This window comes from Ciceribacter sp. L1K23, assembly GCF_018122705.1.
Classification (GTDB): Bacteria; Pseudomonadota; Alphaproteobacteria; order Rhizobiales; family Rhizobiaceae; genus Allorhizobium.
This window is the reverse complement of the sequence record NZ_JAGRRC010000001.1, coordinates 925,625-940,845: the sequence shown is the minus strand read 5'-3', so window position 1 is coordinate 940,845 and position 15,221 is coordinate 925,625. Positions and strand designations below refer to the sequence as shown.

Annotated in this window: 15 protein-coding genes; 9 read left to right on the top strand and 6 right to left on the bottom strand. The window is 64.8% G+C overall.

The features are described from left to right. The first annotated feature begins 204 nt into the window (after positions 1-204). Together J5J10_RS04315 and J5J10_RS04310 are read left to right on the top strand one after the other, a co-directional pair. Entirely contained in the window at positions 205-669 is a 465-nt protein-coding gene (locus J5J10_RS04315; RefSeq protein WP_211928979.1) for a tRNA (cytidine(34)-2'-O)-methyltransferase, read from the top strand. A 188-nt stretch (positions 670-857) separates the two neighbouring features. Continuing rightward, entirely contained in the window at positions 858-2,120 is a 1,263-nt protein-coding gene (locus tag J5J10_RS04310) for a cell envelope biogenesis protein OmpA (protein ID WP_211928978.1), read from the top strand. 10 nt (positions 2,121-2,130) lie between these two features. Here the strand turns inward: J5J10_RS04310 and J5J10_RS04305 are convergent, their stop codons facing one another. Further along, entirely contained in the window at positions 2,131-3,093 is a 963-nt protein-coding gene (locus tag J5J10_RS04305; protein ID WP_211928977.1) for a hypothetical protein, read from the bottom strand. 125 nt (positions 3,094-3,218) lie between these two features. Next, positions 3,219-3,473 carry a hypothetical protein gene (locus tag J5J10_RS04300; protein WP_208551666.1) on the bottom strand — a complete coding sequence of 85 codons (255 nt, stop codon included), beginning with the start codon at positions 3,471-3,473 and terminating at the stop codon, positions 3,219-3,221. A 173-nt stretch (positions 3,474-3,646) separates the two neighbouring features. Here J5J10_RS04300 and hemF point away from each other — a divergent pair, with 173 nt between their 5' ends. From hemF to J5J10_RS04285, 3 genes are all read left to right on the top strand, one after another. Continuing rightward, positions 3,647-4,561, top strand: a complete 915-nt coding sequence (gene hemF / locus J5J10_RS04295) for an oxygen-dependent coproporphyrinogen oxidase (RefSeq protein ID WP_208551667.1) — start codon at positions 3,647-3,649, stop codon at positions 4,559-4,561. A gap of 93 nt (positions 4,562-4,654) precedes the next feature. After that, entirely contained in the window at positions 4,655-4,924 is a 270-nt protein-coding gene (locus tag J5J10_RS04290; RefSeq protein ID WP_211928976.1) for a hypothetical protein, read from the top strand. Positions 4,925-4,999: 75 nt separating this feature from the next. Next, on the top strand, positions 5,000-5,185 hold the full coding sequence (locus tag J5J10_RS04285; RefSeq protein WP_208551670.1) for a DUF1059 domain-containing protein: 186 nt from the start codon (positions 5,000-5,002) through the stop codon (positions 5,183-5,185). 8 nt (positions 5,186-5,193) lie between these two features. Here J5J10_RS04285 and J5J10_RS04280 read toward each other — a convergent pair whose 3' ends face one another. The 3 genes from J5J10_RS04280 to J5J10_RS04270 are packed head-to-tail and all read right to left on the bottom strand — an operon-like array spanning position 5,194 to position 7,705. Then, entirely contained in the window at positions 5,194-6,453 is a 1,260-nt protein-coding gene (locus J5J10_RS04280; protein ID WP_211928975.1) for a CCA tRNA nucleotidyltransferase, read from the bottom strand. Further along, entirely contained in the window at positions 6,450-7,085 is a 636-nt protein-coding gene (locus tag J5J10_RS04275; protein ID WP_211928974.1) for a CoA pyrophosphatase, read from the bottom strand. The genes J5J10_RS04280 and J5J10_RS04275 overlap by 4 nt, the downstream gene beginning before the upstream one ends. Then, positions 7,082-7,705 carry a DUF1285 domain-containing protein gene (locus J5J10_RS04270; RefSeq protein ID WP_211928973.1) on the bottom strand — a complete coding sequence of 208 codons (624 nt, stop codon included), beginning with the start codon at positions 7,703-7,705 and terminating at the stop codon, positions 7,082-7,084. Before J5J10_RS04270 ends, J5J10_RS04275 begins: the two co-directional genes overlap by 4 nt. Positions 7,706-7,861: 156 nt before the next feature. Here J5J10_RS04270 and J5J10_RS04265 point away from each other — a divergent pair, with 156 nt between their 5' ends. From J5J10_RS04265 to J5J10_RS04250, 4 genes are read left to right on the top strand one after another with little or no spacing between them, the layout of a single operon-like run. Beyond that, complete coding sequence (locus J5J10_RS04265; RefSeq protein WP_211928972.1) at positions 7,862-8,875, top strand: MoxR family ATPase; 1,014 nt, start codon at positions 7,862-7,864, stop codon at positions 8,873-8,875. Between the two features lie 10 nt (positions 8,876-8,885). Next, positions 8,886-9,806 carry a DUF58 domain-containing protein gene (locus tag J5J10_RS04260; RefSeq protein ID WP_211928971.1) on the top strand — a complete coding sequence of 307 codons (921 nt, stop codon included), beginning with the start codon at positions 8,886-8,888 and terminating at the stop codon, positions 9,804-9,806. Beyond that, positions 9,803-12,595: a DUF4159 domain-containing protein gene (locus J5J10_RS04255; protein WP_211928970.1), complete on the top strand. Its 2,793-nt coding sequence runs from the start codon at positions 9,803-9,805 to the stop codon at positions 12,593-12,595. The genes J5J10_RS04260 and J5J10_RS04255 overlap by 4 nt, the downstream gene beginning before the upstream one ends. Continuing rightward, positions 12,592-14,664 (top strand): hypothetical protein, encoded by a 2,073-nt coding sequence (locus J5J10_RS04250; RefSeq protein ID WP_211928969.1) that lies wholly within the window; start codon positions 12,592-12,594, stop codon positions 14,662-14,664. The genes J5J10_RS04255 and J5J10_RS04250 overlap by 4 nt, the downstream gene beginning before the upstream one ends. Here J5J10_RS04250 and J5J10_RS04245 read toward each other — a convergent pair. Continuing rightward, positions 14,661-15,203 (bottom strand): phosphatidylglycerophosphatase A, encoded by a 543-nt coding sequence (locus tag J5J10_RS04245; RefSeq protein WP_211928968.1) that lies wholly within the window; start codon positions 15,201-15,203, stop codon positions 14,661-14,663. The two genes, J5J10_RS04250 and J5J10_RS04245, sit on opposite strands and share 4 nt — an antisense overlap. Between the last annotated feature and the right edge of the window lie 18 nt (positions 15,204-15,221).

Below are 15,221 nucleotides of genomic sequence, written 5' to 3'. Positions count from 1 at the left end.
ATGGCGGGACGGGGAAGCGCATCATGCTGAATACTGTCATCGATGCCTCCCTTGTTGCGTGTTGAAGATGGTGTCTTCTACCTTTGCCGCCAACGTCTGGAAAGAGACAATCGGCTCGGCCGGCGCGGAAGCGCGCACCTGTTGCCCGCCGACAACAGCGCCGGTCGCTTGAGTTCCATGCTTTCTCCGCGCTAGATCAGGCCCATGAGTCTCATCAGGATCGCCCTCTACCAGCCCGACATTCCCGGCAACACCGGCACCATTCTCCGGCTCGCCGCCTGCCTCGGCATCGGCGTCGATGTCATCGAGCCCGCCGGCTTCGACCTTTCCGACCGCAACCTGAAACGCTCCGGCATGGACTATCTCGCCACCGTCGCGTTGACGCGTCATCTGTCGTGGACCCATTTCGAAGAGTGGCGGGCAACGACCGGCCGTCGGCTCGTCCTCGCGTCGACCAAGGCGGCGGAACGGTACACGGATTTGCACTATCGCCCGGACGATATCCTGCTCTTCGGCCGCGAGAGCGCCGGTGTCCCCGACCATGTCCACGAGACCGCCGGCGAAAGGGTGCTTGTCCCCATGGTCGAGGGGCAAAGGTCGATCAATGTCGCCATGACCGCGGCGATGATCGCGGGCGAGGCGTTGCGGCAGACGGGCTTCTCCGGCTGATTGTGTCGACATGACCATAGTCCTCCCAGGGCTGGCATCGGCAGGACACCTTGATAGAGGCTCAACCGCGGTTGAGGTCAAGCCTGCTCAGGACACGCCGCGACCTATTCCCGCAACCATTCATTCAAGATTGCTAATTCCACCTTGACGCGCTATGTTGCAACGCAGCAAAAACCGGGAGGTGACTCATGTTCGAGACAGCATTCACCGTAGGCCTGACGCAGTTCGCCCGTACTCTCAGTTTTCCCGAACGCCTACAGCACCGCACCGCGCGCAACGGCGTGCTCGAGGCATGGCGTCTCCGCAACACTGGACTCGACGGCTTCTTCTACGACGTGAAAACGTTGACGCCGGAAGAGATCTACTATGTCAGCGACGCAATCTCGGCCGAAGGGCTGATCCTGATCGTTCCACCGAGTGGCGGGCCGATGCTGACTGTCTGTGAAAATATCGACGAATACCTGGCGCGCGGTGGCCGGAACGTGAAGGTTCTTGCGGTCGCCGGCCTCGGCGGCTCGGCCCTTGGTGCCGCCGCCTTCGCCCGCAACGTTGCCGACGCCGTCGGCGAACCCGTCGCAGCGATCGTCTCCGGCTATGGCCTCGGCGATATCGTCAGCGAGACGATCGGCGCGAACTTCCTGTTCGGATGGCTCGGCAGCATCCGTGGCGACTGCGAGGTGATCGACGACGTGGTCGGGCGCCCGCGCTTCGGCGCCTACGATGATCGCCGGGCGGGTGACACGCCGGTCCGCACCTGCCTCGACGTGGATACCGTCAAGGGCCTGCTCGCCGACGACCGTCTTTCCTTCCGCCTGCTTGCCGGGCATTCCCGTGGCAACCTGGTCCTTTCCGAAGCACTTTACGCCTTGAAGGACGAAAAACCCGAGCGGCTCAAAACCATCGCCGCCGGCGCCCGGATCGTTACCTTCGGCGCACGCATCACCATGCCGCCCGCCTTCCAGTCCGTCATCGATGTGATCGGCGATCTGGACTGGTACGGCGAGATCAACTCCCGCCCGAAAATCGAAAGCGATATACGAGTGCCCATGGCCGGGCATTCCACCAACACCGACATGCTGGGTGCCCTACGGGTAACGACGCTTCTGAAGTCGATTCTGGCGGATACATCGGAGAGCGGCGAGGCACATGCTGCCGATCCCCTCGCGCTCCCGGCCCCCTCGCCTTCCGATCATGTCGTGGAGATAACAGCCGAAGACGCCCTGCCGGAGCCCCTGCCACCTGAAGCGATTGAGGCAATAGCGTCGGCGGAACCGGTTGCGGAGATAACGACGAGCGTTTCGGAGACGCCGCCCGCGGAGGCGCTGGAAGCGACACCGTCTGACAAGCCGGATAGCGTCCCGGCAGAGCCCATCATTGCCGATGCGGGCACGGCCAAGGCCCGACCCGCAACGTCCCGACGAAAGAACCCGCCATCTCGCCGCAAGGGCTGATATCGGACGATTAGAGGAAGAGCTTGAAAGACCCGGCGCCGCTGTTGGCGATGGGCAGCGATTGCGCCTGCAACTGTTCGCTGGCCTTCAGCGCGAGTTCGATTGCTCCTTGATCGTCGAGACCTGCATCGAGCGGGGAGGTCGATGAACCCTGAACGTCGTCCAGGCCGATATCGCCAACCACCTGTCCTGCGGTCGTCTCAAGCGCTGTCGCGGCCGCGGCAACATATCCGGACATGAGATCGACGGCGGCGATCATGCCGTCGATCTCATTATTCGAGGTGGCTGGTGCCAGCATGACCGGCCGAACCGTGTCGCCCGTACCCGCGGCCCCGGCGCCCAGCAGGACATAATCCGATATCTCGCCATTGGCGGTGACCACCGAATAGCGTCGTGTCAGAAGACCGTCCTCGGGATTGTGGCGGCTGACGAGAACCGCCCCGGACGTATCGAAATCGATCACGTTGACCGAAAGCTCGCCCGCTGCGGTGCGCGACACCGACGCGACGATAGCCTCCACGTTCGGCGACCGGCCGGCGGGAAGGCTCAGCCAGTTTTCACCATCGAATTCGGATTGATCGACTACGGCAAGGAGCTTTTCCTTCAGCACATCCAGCCTCGCCCCGATCCCGGAGCGGGAGACGTCGGACCGCTTTGCCGCCACCAGGGTCGAGCGGATGTCATCAAGAAGGGTTGCAGCATCTGCAAGGCCAAGCGCCGCCGTATCGACAAGCGCGCTCGCACGACTGGTTGCCGCCTCCGCGCTGGACAACGACAGGCCGTCGACCTTCACGGTCGTGGCAATCGACCAATAGGCTGCGTTGTCGGAAGCCTGCTCGACCTTGAAACTGGCCGCACGCGTCGACGCCGGCGGTGCAGCCCGCCCGACGCCAACAAGCAGCGACAGCGCCTGCGCCGCCGCGGTATTGATAGAAAGCCCCACGCCCATCGACCCTTTAAGTGAATCATTCACCTAAGGCGCCGTTCGCCACCCGAAACGGTACCCTGTCTCGACACACCTTGCATCGGAGGTCTTGAAATCGGGTTTAAGGGACCTTTAAAAATTTAGCGACGCTGCAGATAATGCGACAGTGTCGCTCAATCGGCGGACGGAAGACGGCGCATGGTGAACTCGATCTGGTCGTTGTCGAGCTGACGCCAGCTCTCGACCTCGGTCCAGTAGGCCGCCTTGGGATAGGAATCGAACCATTCGCGCGCCTTCGCCCTCGCCTCGTCGCGGGACAGGCAATAGGTTTGCCGCACGAACTGGCCGGCGCTGCGGCTCTCTTCGCGATGCCGCGCGATCCTGCGCTTCAGGCCGTCGAGCGGCGGTAGACCGGGCATCTTCGTCATGGAATACACCTCGCAGCTGAAAAGATAGTCGCCGACCGTTGCGATTGCGAGTCGATTTTTCGGGGAAGTCCGGCCGCGCGTCTGTTCGCGAAGTCCCTGACCTGCTAATCAAATCCGATTGTAAAACCCGCACACGATCGATGCGGGACAGCAAGACGGCGATGGGGGACGCGATGGAAAGACCGGATCTGCCGAAGGGCCTGCCCGACGATATCGAGGACAAGAAGAGCCGGGCACGCGCGTGGTTCGAAAGCTTGCGCGACACCATCTGTTCGTCCTTTGAAACGCTCGAGCAGGAATTGTCGGGTCCCAACTCCGAGCGCGAACCGGGTCGCTTCGTCGCCAAGGACTGGCATCGGGAAGACGGCGCGGGCGGCGGCGGTCGCATGTCAATGATGGAAGGCCGCGTCTTCGAGAAGGTCGGCGTCCACACCTCCACCGTCCACGGCGAATTCTCGCCCGAATTCCGCAAGCAGATCCCCGGCGCAGACGAGGACCCGAGCTTCTGGGCCTCCGGTATTTCGCTGATCGCCCATCCGGTCAATCCGAACGTGCCGGCGGTGCACATGAACACCCGCATGGTCGTCACTTCGAGCAACTGGTTTGGCGGGGGCGCCGATTTGACACCGGTGCTCGATCGGCGCCGCACCCAGGACGACCCCGACAGCCAGCTATTCCACAAGGCGATGGAAATCACCTGCGGCCGCCATCCCGATATCGCCGACTATCCCCGCTACAAGGCCTGGTGCGAGGAGTACTTCTTCCTACCGCATCGGAATGAGCCTCGCGGCATCGGCGGCATTTTCTTCGACTGGCTGCATTCCGACGAGGAAATCGGCGGCTGGGAAGCCGATTTCGCCTTCGTTCAGGATGTTGGACGAGCGTTCAGCCTCGTTTATCCGCGCATTGTCCGCGGCAACTTCAACGCCCCCTGGACAGATGCCGACCGCGAAGAGCAGCTGGTGCGCCGCGGCCGCTATGTCGAGTTCAACCTGCTCTACGACCGCGGCACGATTTTCGGCCTGAAGACCGGCGGAAACGTCGAATCCATCCTGTCCTCGCTCCCCCCTCTCGTCCGCTGGCCCTGACCGTCTTCGGGCGTGTGCCGCGACATTATTTCATTGGGCAGTTGCGAAACCACATGCTAATTTTCTCCCGAGACTCATGGGAGGAGAACCGCAATGGCTACGATTGGCAGCAGTCCGGTACCCGTAGTTGACCCCGCTTCGGAGCGCGCGTTGGATGCGCCCGAGCTTATCGAACGCATGGCCGCCGAGCTGCGCACCGCAAGCGGCTCGGAACTGCCTCTCGAATACTTTATCGATCAGGTAAAGCGAGGGCTCGCCGGTCAGGAGGCGAACGACAGCCGGCCGCAGACCACCGAGCCGCGCCGCGCAGTCGCCGGCACCTCGCCGTCGGTATTTCACTCCTGGGCGATGCCGGAGAACTAGAGACCTATCGAATTTCAGCACCGATGCAACCATGCTATGATCATGGCGTTGAACCCTGGCAAAGGAGGAAACGCCATGAGACTGTTTGAATGTGGTTCATTGGTTCCCGGTTGCCCCTGGCACACCCGAGCCGACGAGGATGCCGAGGTGGTGCGCCGCGCCGTCGAGCACATGCGCACCGCCCACGGCGAGACGATCATCCGGGAAAACATGGTCGACAACATCAAGGCCCGCATTCGCGACGACGCGAAGGCGGCCTGACCGACGGCTCAGCCGCCGGCCTTCAACTCTTCCAGCCGGGCGAGCAGCCTCGCCCGGTCCAGCGTAAAATTGCGTTCCACCCACTCGTCTTCCAACCGCTTCAACAGGTCGCCGACAGCCGGCCCGGCCGGAATTCCCGCAGCAAGCACGTCTGCCCCGCTCACCGGAAACGAGGGCCGCTCGAAGCGTTCGGCGCGCGACAGCAGCGTCGACACGCGTCCGACCTTTTCCATCCCCGCCATATCCCCACCGCTGCTAGCCCGTGCCGAGGCAAGGTCGAGCTTCAGGCGCGCCACAATGCCCGTCTTGCCGGCGCGATAAAGCAGGCGATCGAGGGCGGCTTCCTTGAGATCATCGGCAACGGCCGGCGCTCCCGCGAACTGCTCGAGGTACGCCGCCTCCGCATTGGACATGCGCAAACGCGAAGCCATCGCCTTCAGACGCTCCACGTCGCGCGGAACGATGGATGCGAGGCGCAACAGCGGGTCAGGTGTCCAGCCAAGCGCCTTTTCAGCAGCGATCAGGCCCGGAATGGCGTCGATGCCCCATCGCTCCGTCTCGGGCAGGATCTCGGTGAGGATCGCGGTCTGCCGCATCCACAGAAGCGCCCGCCCAGGGTCCGGGGCCGAAAGAAGCTTCTTCATTTCGGCCCAGATCCGTTCGGCCGACAGCTGTTTCAGATGGCGTCTGGCGGCAGCGCAGGCCTTCAACCCGTCCGCGTCGGGCCGACCATCGCCATACCAGGCGAAGAAGCGGAAGAAGCGCAGCACACGGAGATAATCCTCGGCGATCCGAAGGTTCGCATCCCCAATGAAACGGACCCGCTTGGCCTCGATATCGTCGAGCCCGTCGACAAGGTCGATGACCTCGCCGTCAGCGTCGAGATAGAGCGCGTTGATCGTTAGGTCGCGACGCATGGCATCCTCGGCCCAGCCGGCGCCGAACGCCACCTGCGCCCGCCGACCGTCCGTTTCGACGTCATGGCGAAGCGTTGTCACCTCGAAGCCGCGACCATCGACGACGAGCGTCACGGTGCCATGGTCGATGCCCGTCGGCACCGCCTTCACGCCATCCTCCTTGGCCCGCCGCACGACCTCTTCGGGCACCAGCGTGGTGGCGATGTCGATATCGGAAACCGGAAGCCCCATTAGGCTGTTGCGCACGGCCCCGCCGACGATGCGGCCCTCGCCGCCGTCGCGATTGAGCAGCTCGAGCACGCGCCGGACAGCCGGATCATTGAACCAAGGCTCGGCCGAAAGATTGGTCATGCGTAGAGCCTTTCATAAAGCGTGCGCAGGATGCCGGCGGTGATACCCCAGATATACCGCTCGCCATAGGGCATCGAATAGAAATGCCGGACGATCCCCTGCCATATCCGGCTTTCCTGCTTGTGATTGTCGGGATCCATCAGGAAAGCGAGCGGCACCTCGAACACCTCATCCACCTCGTGCGGATTGGGCGTGATGGTGAAGCCGCGTTCGACGACCGCCAGCACGGGCGTGATCCTGAAGCCGGTGCGCGACAGATAAAGCGGTAGGCGCCCCACAGGCTCCACAAAGCCCGGATCGAGCCCGATCTCCTCTTGCGCCTCGCGCAGCGCCGCCATCTCCGGCGAGATATCGTCCGGGTCTATGCCTCCGCCGGGAAAGGCTATCTGCCCTGAATGTTTGCGCAGCTTCGAGGTGCGCTGGGTCAGGATCACCTTGGCGTCGTCGCCATCGTTGACGATACCGACCAGCACCGCCGCATCCTTGAGCTTCAGCCCCTCCACCTCGAGCATGGTGTCAGGATTGAGGATGTGATCGCCGTGGTCGCGCCAGGCATGTTCAACCGGCGCCCCGATCTGGTTGAGCGCGCGGTGACGGAAGTCGGCGGCATTGAAGGACGGCGTCAGGCTCATCGAGACAGGCGTTCCAGCTCGCGCGCCGGCATGATTGGAAAGACCTCTCCTCCAGAGCGGACGGAGAACATCGCCTCGCCGTCGATCTCGATCTCCTCCCCGAGTTCCACTAGGTCGTACATCACGGCGCGCGAGACCAGAGCGTCAAGTCGACCGCGGACATGCAGGTACGGCTTGAGCTCCCCAAGTTCGCCCTCGATCGTGAAACGCAGCGGATGGTCTCGTCCCGCCTCGACCACGTCGCCAACATTGGTACGGAACGTCAGAACCCGCTCAACACCCTCACCAACCACATTCATCTCTACGGCGACGAATGGCGCGTCGATCACCCGGATGCCGACTTTTTCCACAGGCGTGACGAGATAGGTTTTTCCGTCCTCGTCCTTCCTCAGAACGGTCGAAAACAGCCGCACCAGCGGCTGGCGGCCGATCGGCGTTCCCATGTAGAACCAGGTGCCGTCGGCGCGAATTTCCATGTCGATATCGCCGCAGAACGGCGGATTCCAGCGATCGACCGGCGGAAGCGACGCCTTTTTGCCAGGCGTCTGCTCGGCGGCGCGCGCGATCAGCGCGGCCAGTCCCGCCGCATCCGTCGTCGCTTTCAGCTCCTCGCCTGCCATCTTTGAGTCCCGGTTGTGAACTAACGGTTGATTTCACGAGATAGTCATTCATGAGCCGCTTGTCAGCCATTCGCCAGGCAATAAGTTATTTAGAATAGCGAAAAACGGATGGCCCGCCTGATTCGCTGGCCGCCATGCAACCGAACGGAGATCAGCATGGGGATGAACACGACGCCGGAAGCCGTGCTGAACGAAAAGGCCGCGATCGAAGCCGCCGAACACGCGCTCGCCGACATCGCGCTGATACGCCAGGAAGTGTCGAAGGTGATCTTCGGACAGGAGCGCGTCGTCGAGAACACGCTGCTCGCGATCCTCTCCGGCGGTCACGCTCTGCTCGTTGGTGTTCCCGGTCTTGCCAAGACCAAGCTGGTCACAACGCTGGGCTCCGTCCTCGGACTCGACGCCAACCGCATCCAGTTCACCCCCGACCTCATGCCATCGGATATCGTCGGCACCGAAGTCATGGACCAGGACGAGACCGGTCGCCGTTCGTTCCGCTTCGTCAAGGGCCCCGTCTTCGCCCAGCTTCTGATGGCCGATGAGATTAACCGCGCCTCGCCGCGCACCCAGTCGGCGCTTCTGCAGTCGATGCAGGAATATCACGTCACCATCGCCGGCCAGCGCTACGATCTGCCCGCCCCCTTCCACGTGCTCGCGACCCAGAACCCTCTGGAGCAGGAAGGAACCTACCCCCTGCCCGAAGCCCAGCTCGACCGCTTCCTGTTGCAGGTCGATGTCGGTTATCCGGGCCTCGACGCAGAGCGCCAGATCCTGCTCGAAACCACCGGCCTTTCCGAGGCGACACCGCAGAGCGTGATTACCGCCGCCCGCCTGTCCGAAATCCAGCGGCTCATCCGCCAGATGCCGGTCTCCGAAAAGGTCGTCGACGCCATTCTGGCGCTGGTACGCTCCGCCCGCCCCGGCCAGGGCGCCACCGAGACAGACAAGCACGTCGCCTGGGGCCCCGGCCCTCGCGCCGGCCAGGCCCTCATGCTTTGCGCCCGTGCCCGGGCCCTTTATGAGGGACGCCTCGCGCCGTCGATCGACGACGTTCGCGCCCTTGCCGAACCCGTTCTGCAGCACCGCATGGCGCTCACCTTCGCCGCCCGCGCCGAAGGCATGTCGGTCCGCGATCTGATCGCGGGTCTGGCGAAGAAGGTGGACGGCTAGGGAAACGCCCATGGCAACGATCGGCCAGGTCGTCGAACAGACATCCGGAAGTGAGGCGCTGACACGCGCCCGCCAGCGCGCCGTGCTGGTGCCCGATTGCATGGTCGAAGCCAAGCGCATCGCCAACACCGTGATCGCCGGCTGGCACGGTCGCCGCAAGCGCGGCATCGGCGAGAATTTCTGGCAGTTCCGTCCTTACAGTGAAGGTGAAAGCCTCGCCCGCATCGACTGGCGGCGCTCCGCCCGCGACGATCATATCTACGTCCGCGACCGCGAATGGGAAGCCGCCCACACCGTGTGGCTCTGGGCCGACATGTCGCCGTCGATGATGTACAAGTCGACGCTCGGCAACGTCTCGAAGGAAAGCCGCGCGCTCGTCCTGATGCTGGCGCTTGCCGAAATCCTGGCGCGCTCGGGCGAGCGCATCGGCTGCCCCGGCGTCATGGAACCGGTGTCCGCCCGCAACGCCGCGGAACGGCTCGCCGCCGCGCTTCTCCACGCGCCGCTGACCACCGGCATTCCCGATACCCGCATGATCCGTGGCGCGAGCGATATCGTGCTCATTGGTGATTTCCTCGACGATGCCGAGGCGATCATGGCGCAGATCTCGCCGCTCGCCCGCCGGGGCCTGCGCGGCCATGTGGTCGAGATCGCCGATCCGGCCGAGGAAGATTTCCCCTACGCCGGTCGTACCGAATTCACCGATCCGGAAACCGGCGATAAGCTGGTATCGGGTCGCGCCGAAGGCATTCGCGAGGAATACCGCCGCGCTTACATCGCCCGCGGCGACGGCCTTGGCGAGGGCTTGCGCCGTCTCGGCTGGAGCTTCGTTCCGCACCGGACAGACCAGCTCGCCTCGCAGGCGCTCGTCGCCGTGCACATGTATCTGTCCGGCAGCCCGCCGCGCAGCGAAAGGAGCACCCGCAGTTGAGCTTCCTGTCGCTCGCCTTTTTAAGCCCCGCCGTGCTTGCCGCGCTCGCCGTGCTGCCGCTCATCTGGTGGCTGCTGAAACTCACCCCGCCACGCCCGCGCACGGAGGTTTTCCCGCCGCTCAAGATCCTTGCTTCGGTCCTGAAGCGGGAGGAGACGCCATCGAAGAGCCCGTGGTGGTTGACCCTGCTGCGCATGGTCATGGCCGCGCTCGTCATCGTCGCCCTGGCTGACCCCGTGCTAAATCCTCGCAGTGACACGCTGTCGGGCGATGGTCCTCTCGTGCTGGTGGTGGACAACAGCTGGGCGACCGCGACCGACTGGGACCGCAGGCGCGACACGGCGGAGTCGATGATCGACGACGCCGAAGGCCGCGACATCCCCGTTTCCATCCTCTTCACCGCCGATGCCCGCCATGACGCTACCCCGGGCGCCGCGACGGCTGCGCGGGAAAAGCTCGCGGCTGCCAGCCCGCAGCCGCAGGTGCCACAACGCGCCCTTGCCATCACGGCCCTCACGGAAGCGCTCGGCGGCGAAGCACCGGGAACGCTCGTCTTCCTGAGCGATGGCATCACCGCAGCGGAGGAAGACGACACCCTCGCCGTCCTGTCATCGCTCAACCCTGCCGAACTCCGCCTGGTCGAGGGTGACGGCGCCGCAGCCGTCGCGGTCACCACCGCTTCCAACGGCTCGACGGCGCTCAATGTCACAGCGTCCCGGCTGCGGACGACCGATGCCGCAAGCCTCGTCGTCGACGCCCAGGATTCGCAGGGCCGCACCATCGCCTCCGGCAGCATCGACTTCGCCGCTGGCGCGGCATCGGCAAGCGGCGAGATCGCCGCCCCCTTCGAACTGCGCAACGATTTCGCCCGCGTCTCCATCGCCGCACTGTCGACGGCCGGTGCCGTGCATCTCCTCGATGACGGCTTCCGCCGCCGGCGTGTCGCGCTGCTGGCAGGCGATACCGGCGACGAATTCCAGCCGTTGCTGTCACCGCTCTATTACATCAACCGCGCCCTGCAGCCGTTCGCCGATCTGGTAGAGCCCGGCGTGGCCGATCTTGCCGCCTCCATCCCCGACCTTCTGCAGCAGAACCCGTCCGCCATCATCATGGCCGATATCGGCCGCCTGCCCGCCGAAACCTATGAACCGGTCGAGCGGTGGGTATCGAATGGCGGCACGCTGATTCGCTTTGCCGGGCCTCGTCTCGCCGCCGCTCCCTCGGCGGACCCGCTCGTTCCGGTGATCCTGCGGCAGGGCGAGCGCGCGCTCGGCGGGGCGCTTTCCTGGGCGGAGCCGCAGCCGCTTGCGGAGTTTCCAACCTTCGGCCCCTTCGCCGGCATGCCCCGCCCCGCCGATGTGATGATCCGCAGGCAGGTGCTCGCCGAACCGACACCGGATCTTGCCGAACGCACCTGGGCAAGCCTCGCCGACGGCACGCCGCTCGTCACCGTGCGCGACGTGGGCCGCGGCCGCATCGTGCTCTTCCACGTGACCGCCGAAGCGACCTGGTCGAACCTGCCGATCTCGGGCGACTTCGTAGAGATGCTGCGCCGCGTCGTGCAGCTCTCCTCGACAGGGGGCGGTGACGCCAGCTCCGGCACGTCGGCCAGTCTGGCGCCCTGGCGGCTGCTCACCGAACACGGCGCGCTGACCGCCGAAACAGGCAATGCCCGCCCGATCCCCGGGGGACAAAACCGCCCTGTTGCTGCAAGCTTCGACCACCCACCCGGCCTCTATGGCAGCGAGGATGGCTTCGTTGCATTGAACCTCTTGCCGCCTGACACTGAACTTCGCCCGCTCGACCGCACCGTGCCCGTCACGACCGCCCCGCTGCTCGGGGAGATTGCCACGCCATTGAAACCGACGCTGCTGGCGCTCGCCCTGATGCTGCTTTTCATCGATGCCCTCGTCGTTCTTTTCATGGGCGGCGCCTTCGCCCGCCTGCCGAAACGAGCCGCGGCCGCTGCCGTCATCGGCCTTGCAGCGCTGGCCCTCTCGCCAGTGCCACAGGCCCGTGCGGACGACCCGAAGCCCGGCGATGAACAGATCTTCGAACGGCTCGACAACACGCATCTCGCCTACGTCGTGACCGGCGAGGAGGAGGTCGACCGCCTGTCGGAACAGGGGCTCGCGGGCCTCACCGAATACCTGACCTATCGCACGACGCTGGAACCCGCCCCGCCGGTCGGGCTCGATATCACAAAGGACGAATTGTCCTTCTACCCGATCATTTTCTGGCCGATTTCGGCTTCCGCGCCGATGCCGACCGCCGCCGCGATCAGCCGCATCGACGCCTATATGCGCGCCGGCGGGACCGTGCTGTTCGACACCCGCGATCAGTTCTCGGCGCTCGACGGCGACACCGGCCCGACGCCGAACGGCGAGCGGCTGCAGGCGATCCTCGCCAACATCGACATCCCGCCACTGGAACCGGTCCCGTCGGATCACGTCCTGACCCGCTCCTTCTACCTGCTCTCCGGTTTCCCCGGTCGCTACAGCGGCAGCCCGCTCTGGGTCGAGGCGCGGCAGGAAGCGAGAAACAGCGACAGCAGCATCACCTCGGCGGGCGACGGGGTCAGCCCCATCATGATCACCGGCAACGACCTGATGGGCGCCTGGGCGATCGACAACAACGGCGCGCCAGTCATGCCGACCGTGCCGGCTGACGAGCTGCAGCGGGAAATGTCGTTCCGCTCCGGCGTCAACATCATGATGTACATGCTGACCGGCAACTACAAGGCGGACCAGGTCCACGTCCCGGCGCTGCTGGAAAGGCTCGGCCAATGACGACGATCAGCTTCGCCCCTTTCCTCCCCTGGTGGATGCTCTCGGTCGCGGCCGTGCTGGCTCTCGGCCTCGGCGTGCTCGGCGTGGCGCGATCCGTACGCGGCGCCTGGATCCGGCTCGCCGCCTTTGCCGCACTGATCCTCGCCCTCGCCAATCCTCTTCTGCTCAGCGAAAACCGCGAAGCGCTGTCTACCGTCGTGCCTGTGATTGTCGACCGCAGCCAGAGCCAGGCGACGGAAGAGCGTCGCCAGATGACCGATACCGCCGTCGCGGAACTGCGCGAGCGCCTGGGCCGCTTCGCCAATATCGAGCCGCGTTTCGTGGACGTCGAGGAGCCGGAAAACTCCGACACCCCGTCGACCCGGTTGTTCGAAGCTCTCTCCGCCGCCGTCGCCGACGTGCCGCCCGCCCGCATCGGCGCTGCCGTCATGCTTACCGACGGCCAGATCCACGACCTGCCGGCCAACGCGTCGGCACTCGGCTTCGACGCGCCGCTCCACGGCCTGATCACCGGTCGCGCCGACGAGACCGACCGGCGCATCGAGATCGTCCGCGCACCGCGCTTCGGCATCGTCGGCGAGGAGCAGGAACTCACCTTCCGTGTCTTCGACGACGGCGTCGAGGACAATGCGCCCTCAGACGTCACTGTGACGATCAACGGCGAGCCCCTGTCCATCGTCCAGGCCGTCCCCGGCGAGGCGACGCCCTTCACTTTCACCGTCCCGCGCGGCGGCTCCAACGTGCTCGAATTCGAGGTCTCCGGCCTGCCGGGCGAAGTCACCGATGCCAACAACAAGGCCATCCACCTGATCGAAGGCATCCGCGAGAACCTGCGCGTCCTGCTGGTATCGGGAGAACCCCATGCCGGCGAGCGCGCCTGGCGCAACTTGCTGAAGTCCGACGCCTCCGTCGATCTCGTCCACTTCACCATCCTGCGGCCGCCGGAAAAGCAGGACGGCACGCCGATCAACGAACTCTCCCTGATCGCCTTCCCGACGCGCGAGCTGTTCGTGGAGAAAATAGACGATTTCGACCTGATCATCTTCGATCGCTACCAGCATCGCGGCGTGCTGCCGATCCTCTATTACGACTACATCGCCGAATATGTGCAGAAGGGCGGCGCGCTGCTGATCGCCGCCGGACCGGAACATGCCGGCGAGGATTCGATCGCGCTGACACCGCTTGCCAACGTCCTTCCCGCCGCGCCAACCGGCGAGGTACACGAGGCAGCCTTCTATCCGCGCCTGTCCGAACAGGGCAAACGTCACCCGGTGACGCGCGGCCTCGATGGCTCCACGCAGGAACCGCCGCAATGGGGTCGCTGGTTCCGCACCATCGATGTCGGCCAGCCGGAAGGCGAGACGGTGATGACAGGCGCCGACGACCGTCCCCTGCTGGTTCTCAACCGGGCCGCCGAGGGCCGGGTTGCCATGCTGCTCTCCGACCAGGGCTGGCTCTGGGCTCGTGGCTTCGAGGGCGGCGGGCCGCATGTCTCGCTCTACCGCCGCATCGCCCACTGGCTGATGAAGGAGCCCGAGCTTGAGGAGGAGGCGCTGAATGCCCGCGCCACCGGCCGCACGCTGGAAATCCGCCGCCAGACGATCGGCGACGATCCGGGCCCGGCAACCGTGGTCTATCCATCTGGCCGCAGCGAGCAGGTCACACTGTCCGAGGCAAGCCCCGGCCTCTGGCGCGCCGAACGCCAGATGGAGGAAACCGGCCTCTTCACCGTCCAGAATGGCGATTTCTCCGCCCTCGTCCATGTCGGCGCGGTCGATGCGCCGGAATTCAAGGCGATGATCTCGACGACCGATACGCTTGCTCCACTCGGTCAGGCGACACGCGGCATCACGACGCGTCTGGATGATGGCGGCGACGGTGTCCGGATGCCCGACATCCTGCCGGTGCGCGGCGCCGTCCGCGTCGTCGATGACCGCCGCCTCACCGTCCGGTTGACCGACGAAACGGTGCTCAAGGGCATCGATACGCTGCCGCTCTTCGCGGGTTTCGCCGGCGTCGGCCTTCTGCTGCTCGCCATGTCGGTCATGTGGTGGCGCGAGGGACGCTAGTCCTCGCTGCGTTCCCTGTCGGCCTTACGCTCATGGCTGTTCCACGGGAACTGAAGAAGGGCGAAGGCAGCGCCAAGCAGGATCGCCGGTACCAGATCGTCGGCCATCACGCCCCATCCGGAGGGAAGCTCTTCCACAAGGCTCACCGGCCAAGGCTTCTGCCGGTCGAGAAAGAGAAAAATAGCTGCGAACGGCACAAGCATCCGCCAGCCTGCCTGGCGGATCAAATATGCTCCGATCAGAAACGCCGCCACCTCATCGATCACGATGCGGCGGTCGTCCTTGACACCGGTTGCGACGTCAATGGACGACGAGACATAAACGCCGAGCGCGAATATCATCATCGCCACGAGCGGCATCACCTGCCTTGGCAGTTTTATCGCCATAATCAGCAACGGAACCAGGGCAAAAACGGCAAGCCCTGCCCGGAACGGAACGACCAGCCCGGCGCCGAACCAGGTCGCCAGTAGCCAGTGCCAGCTCGGCACCAGCGCATATCCGGGCGGTTCCAGCAGTTCCAGGGACCAGAGATTATCCAATAAACACACCCTTGTCCG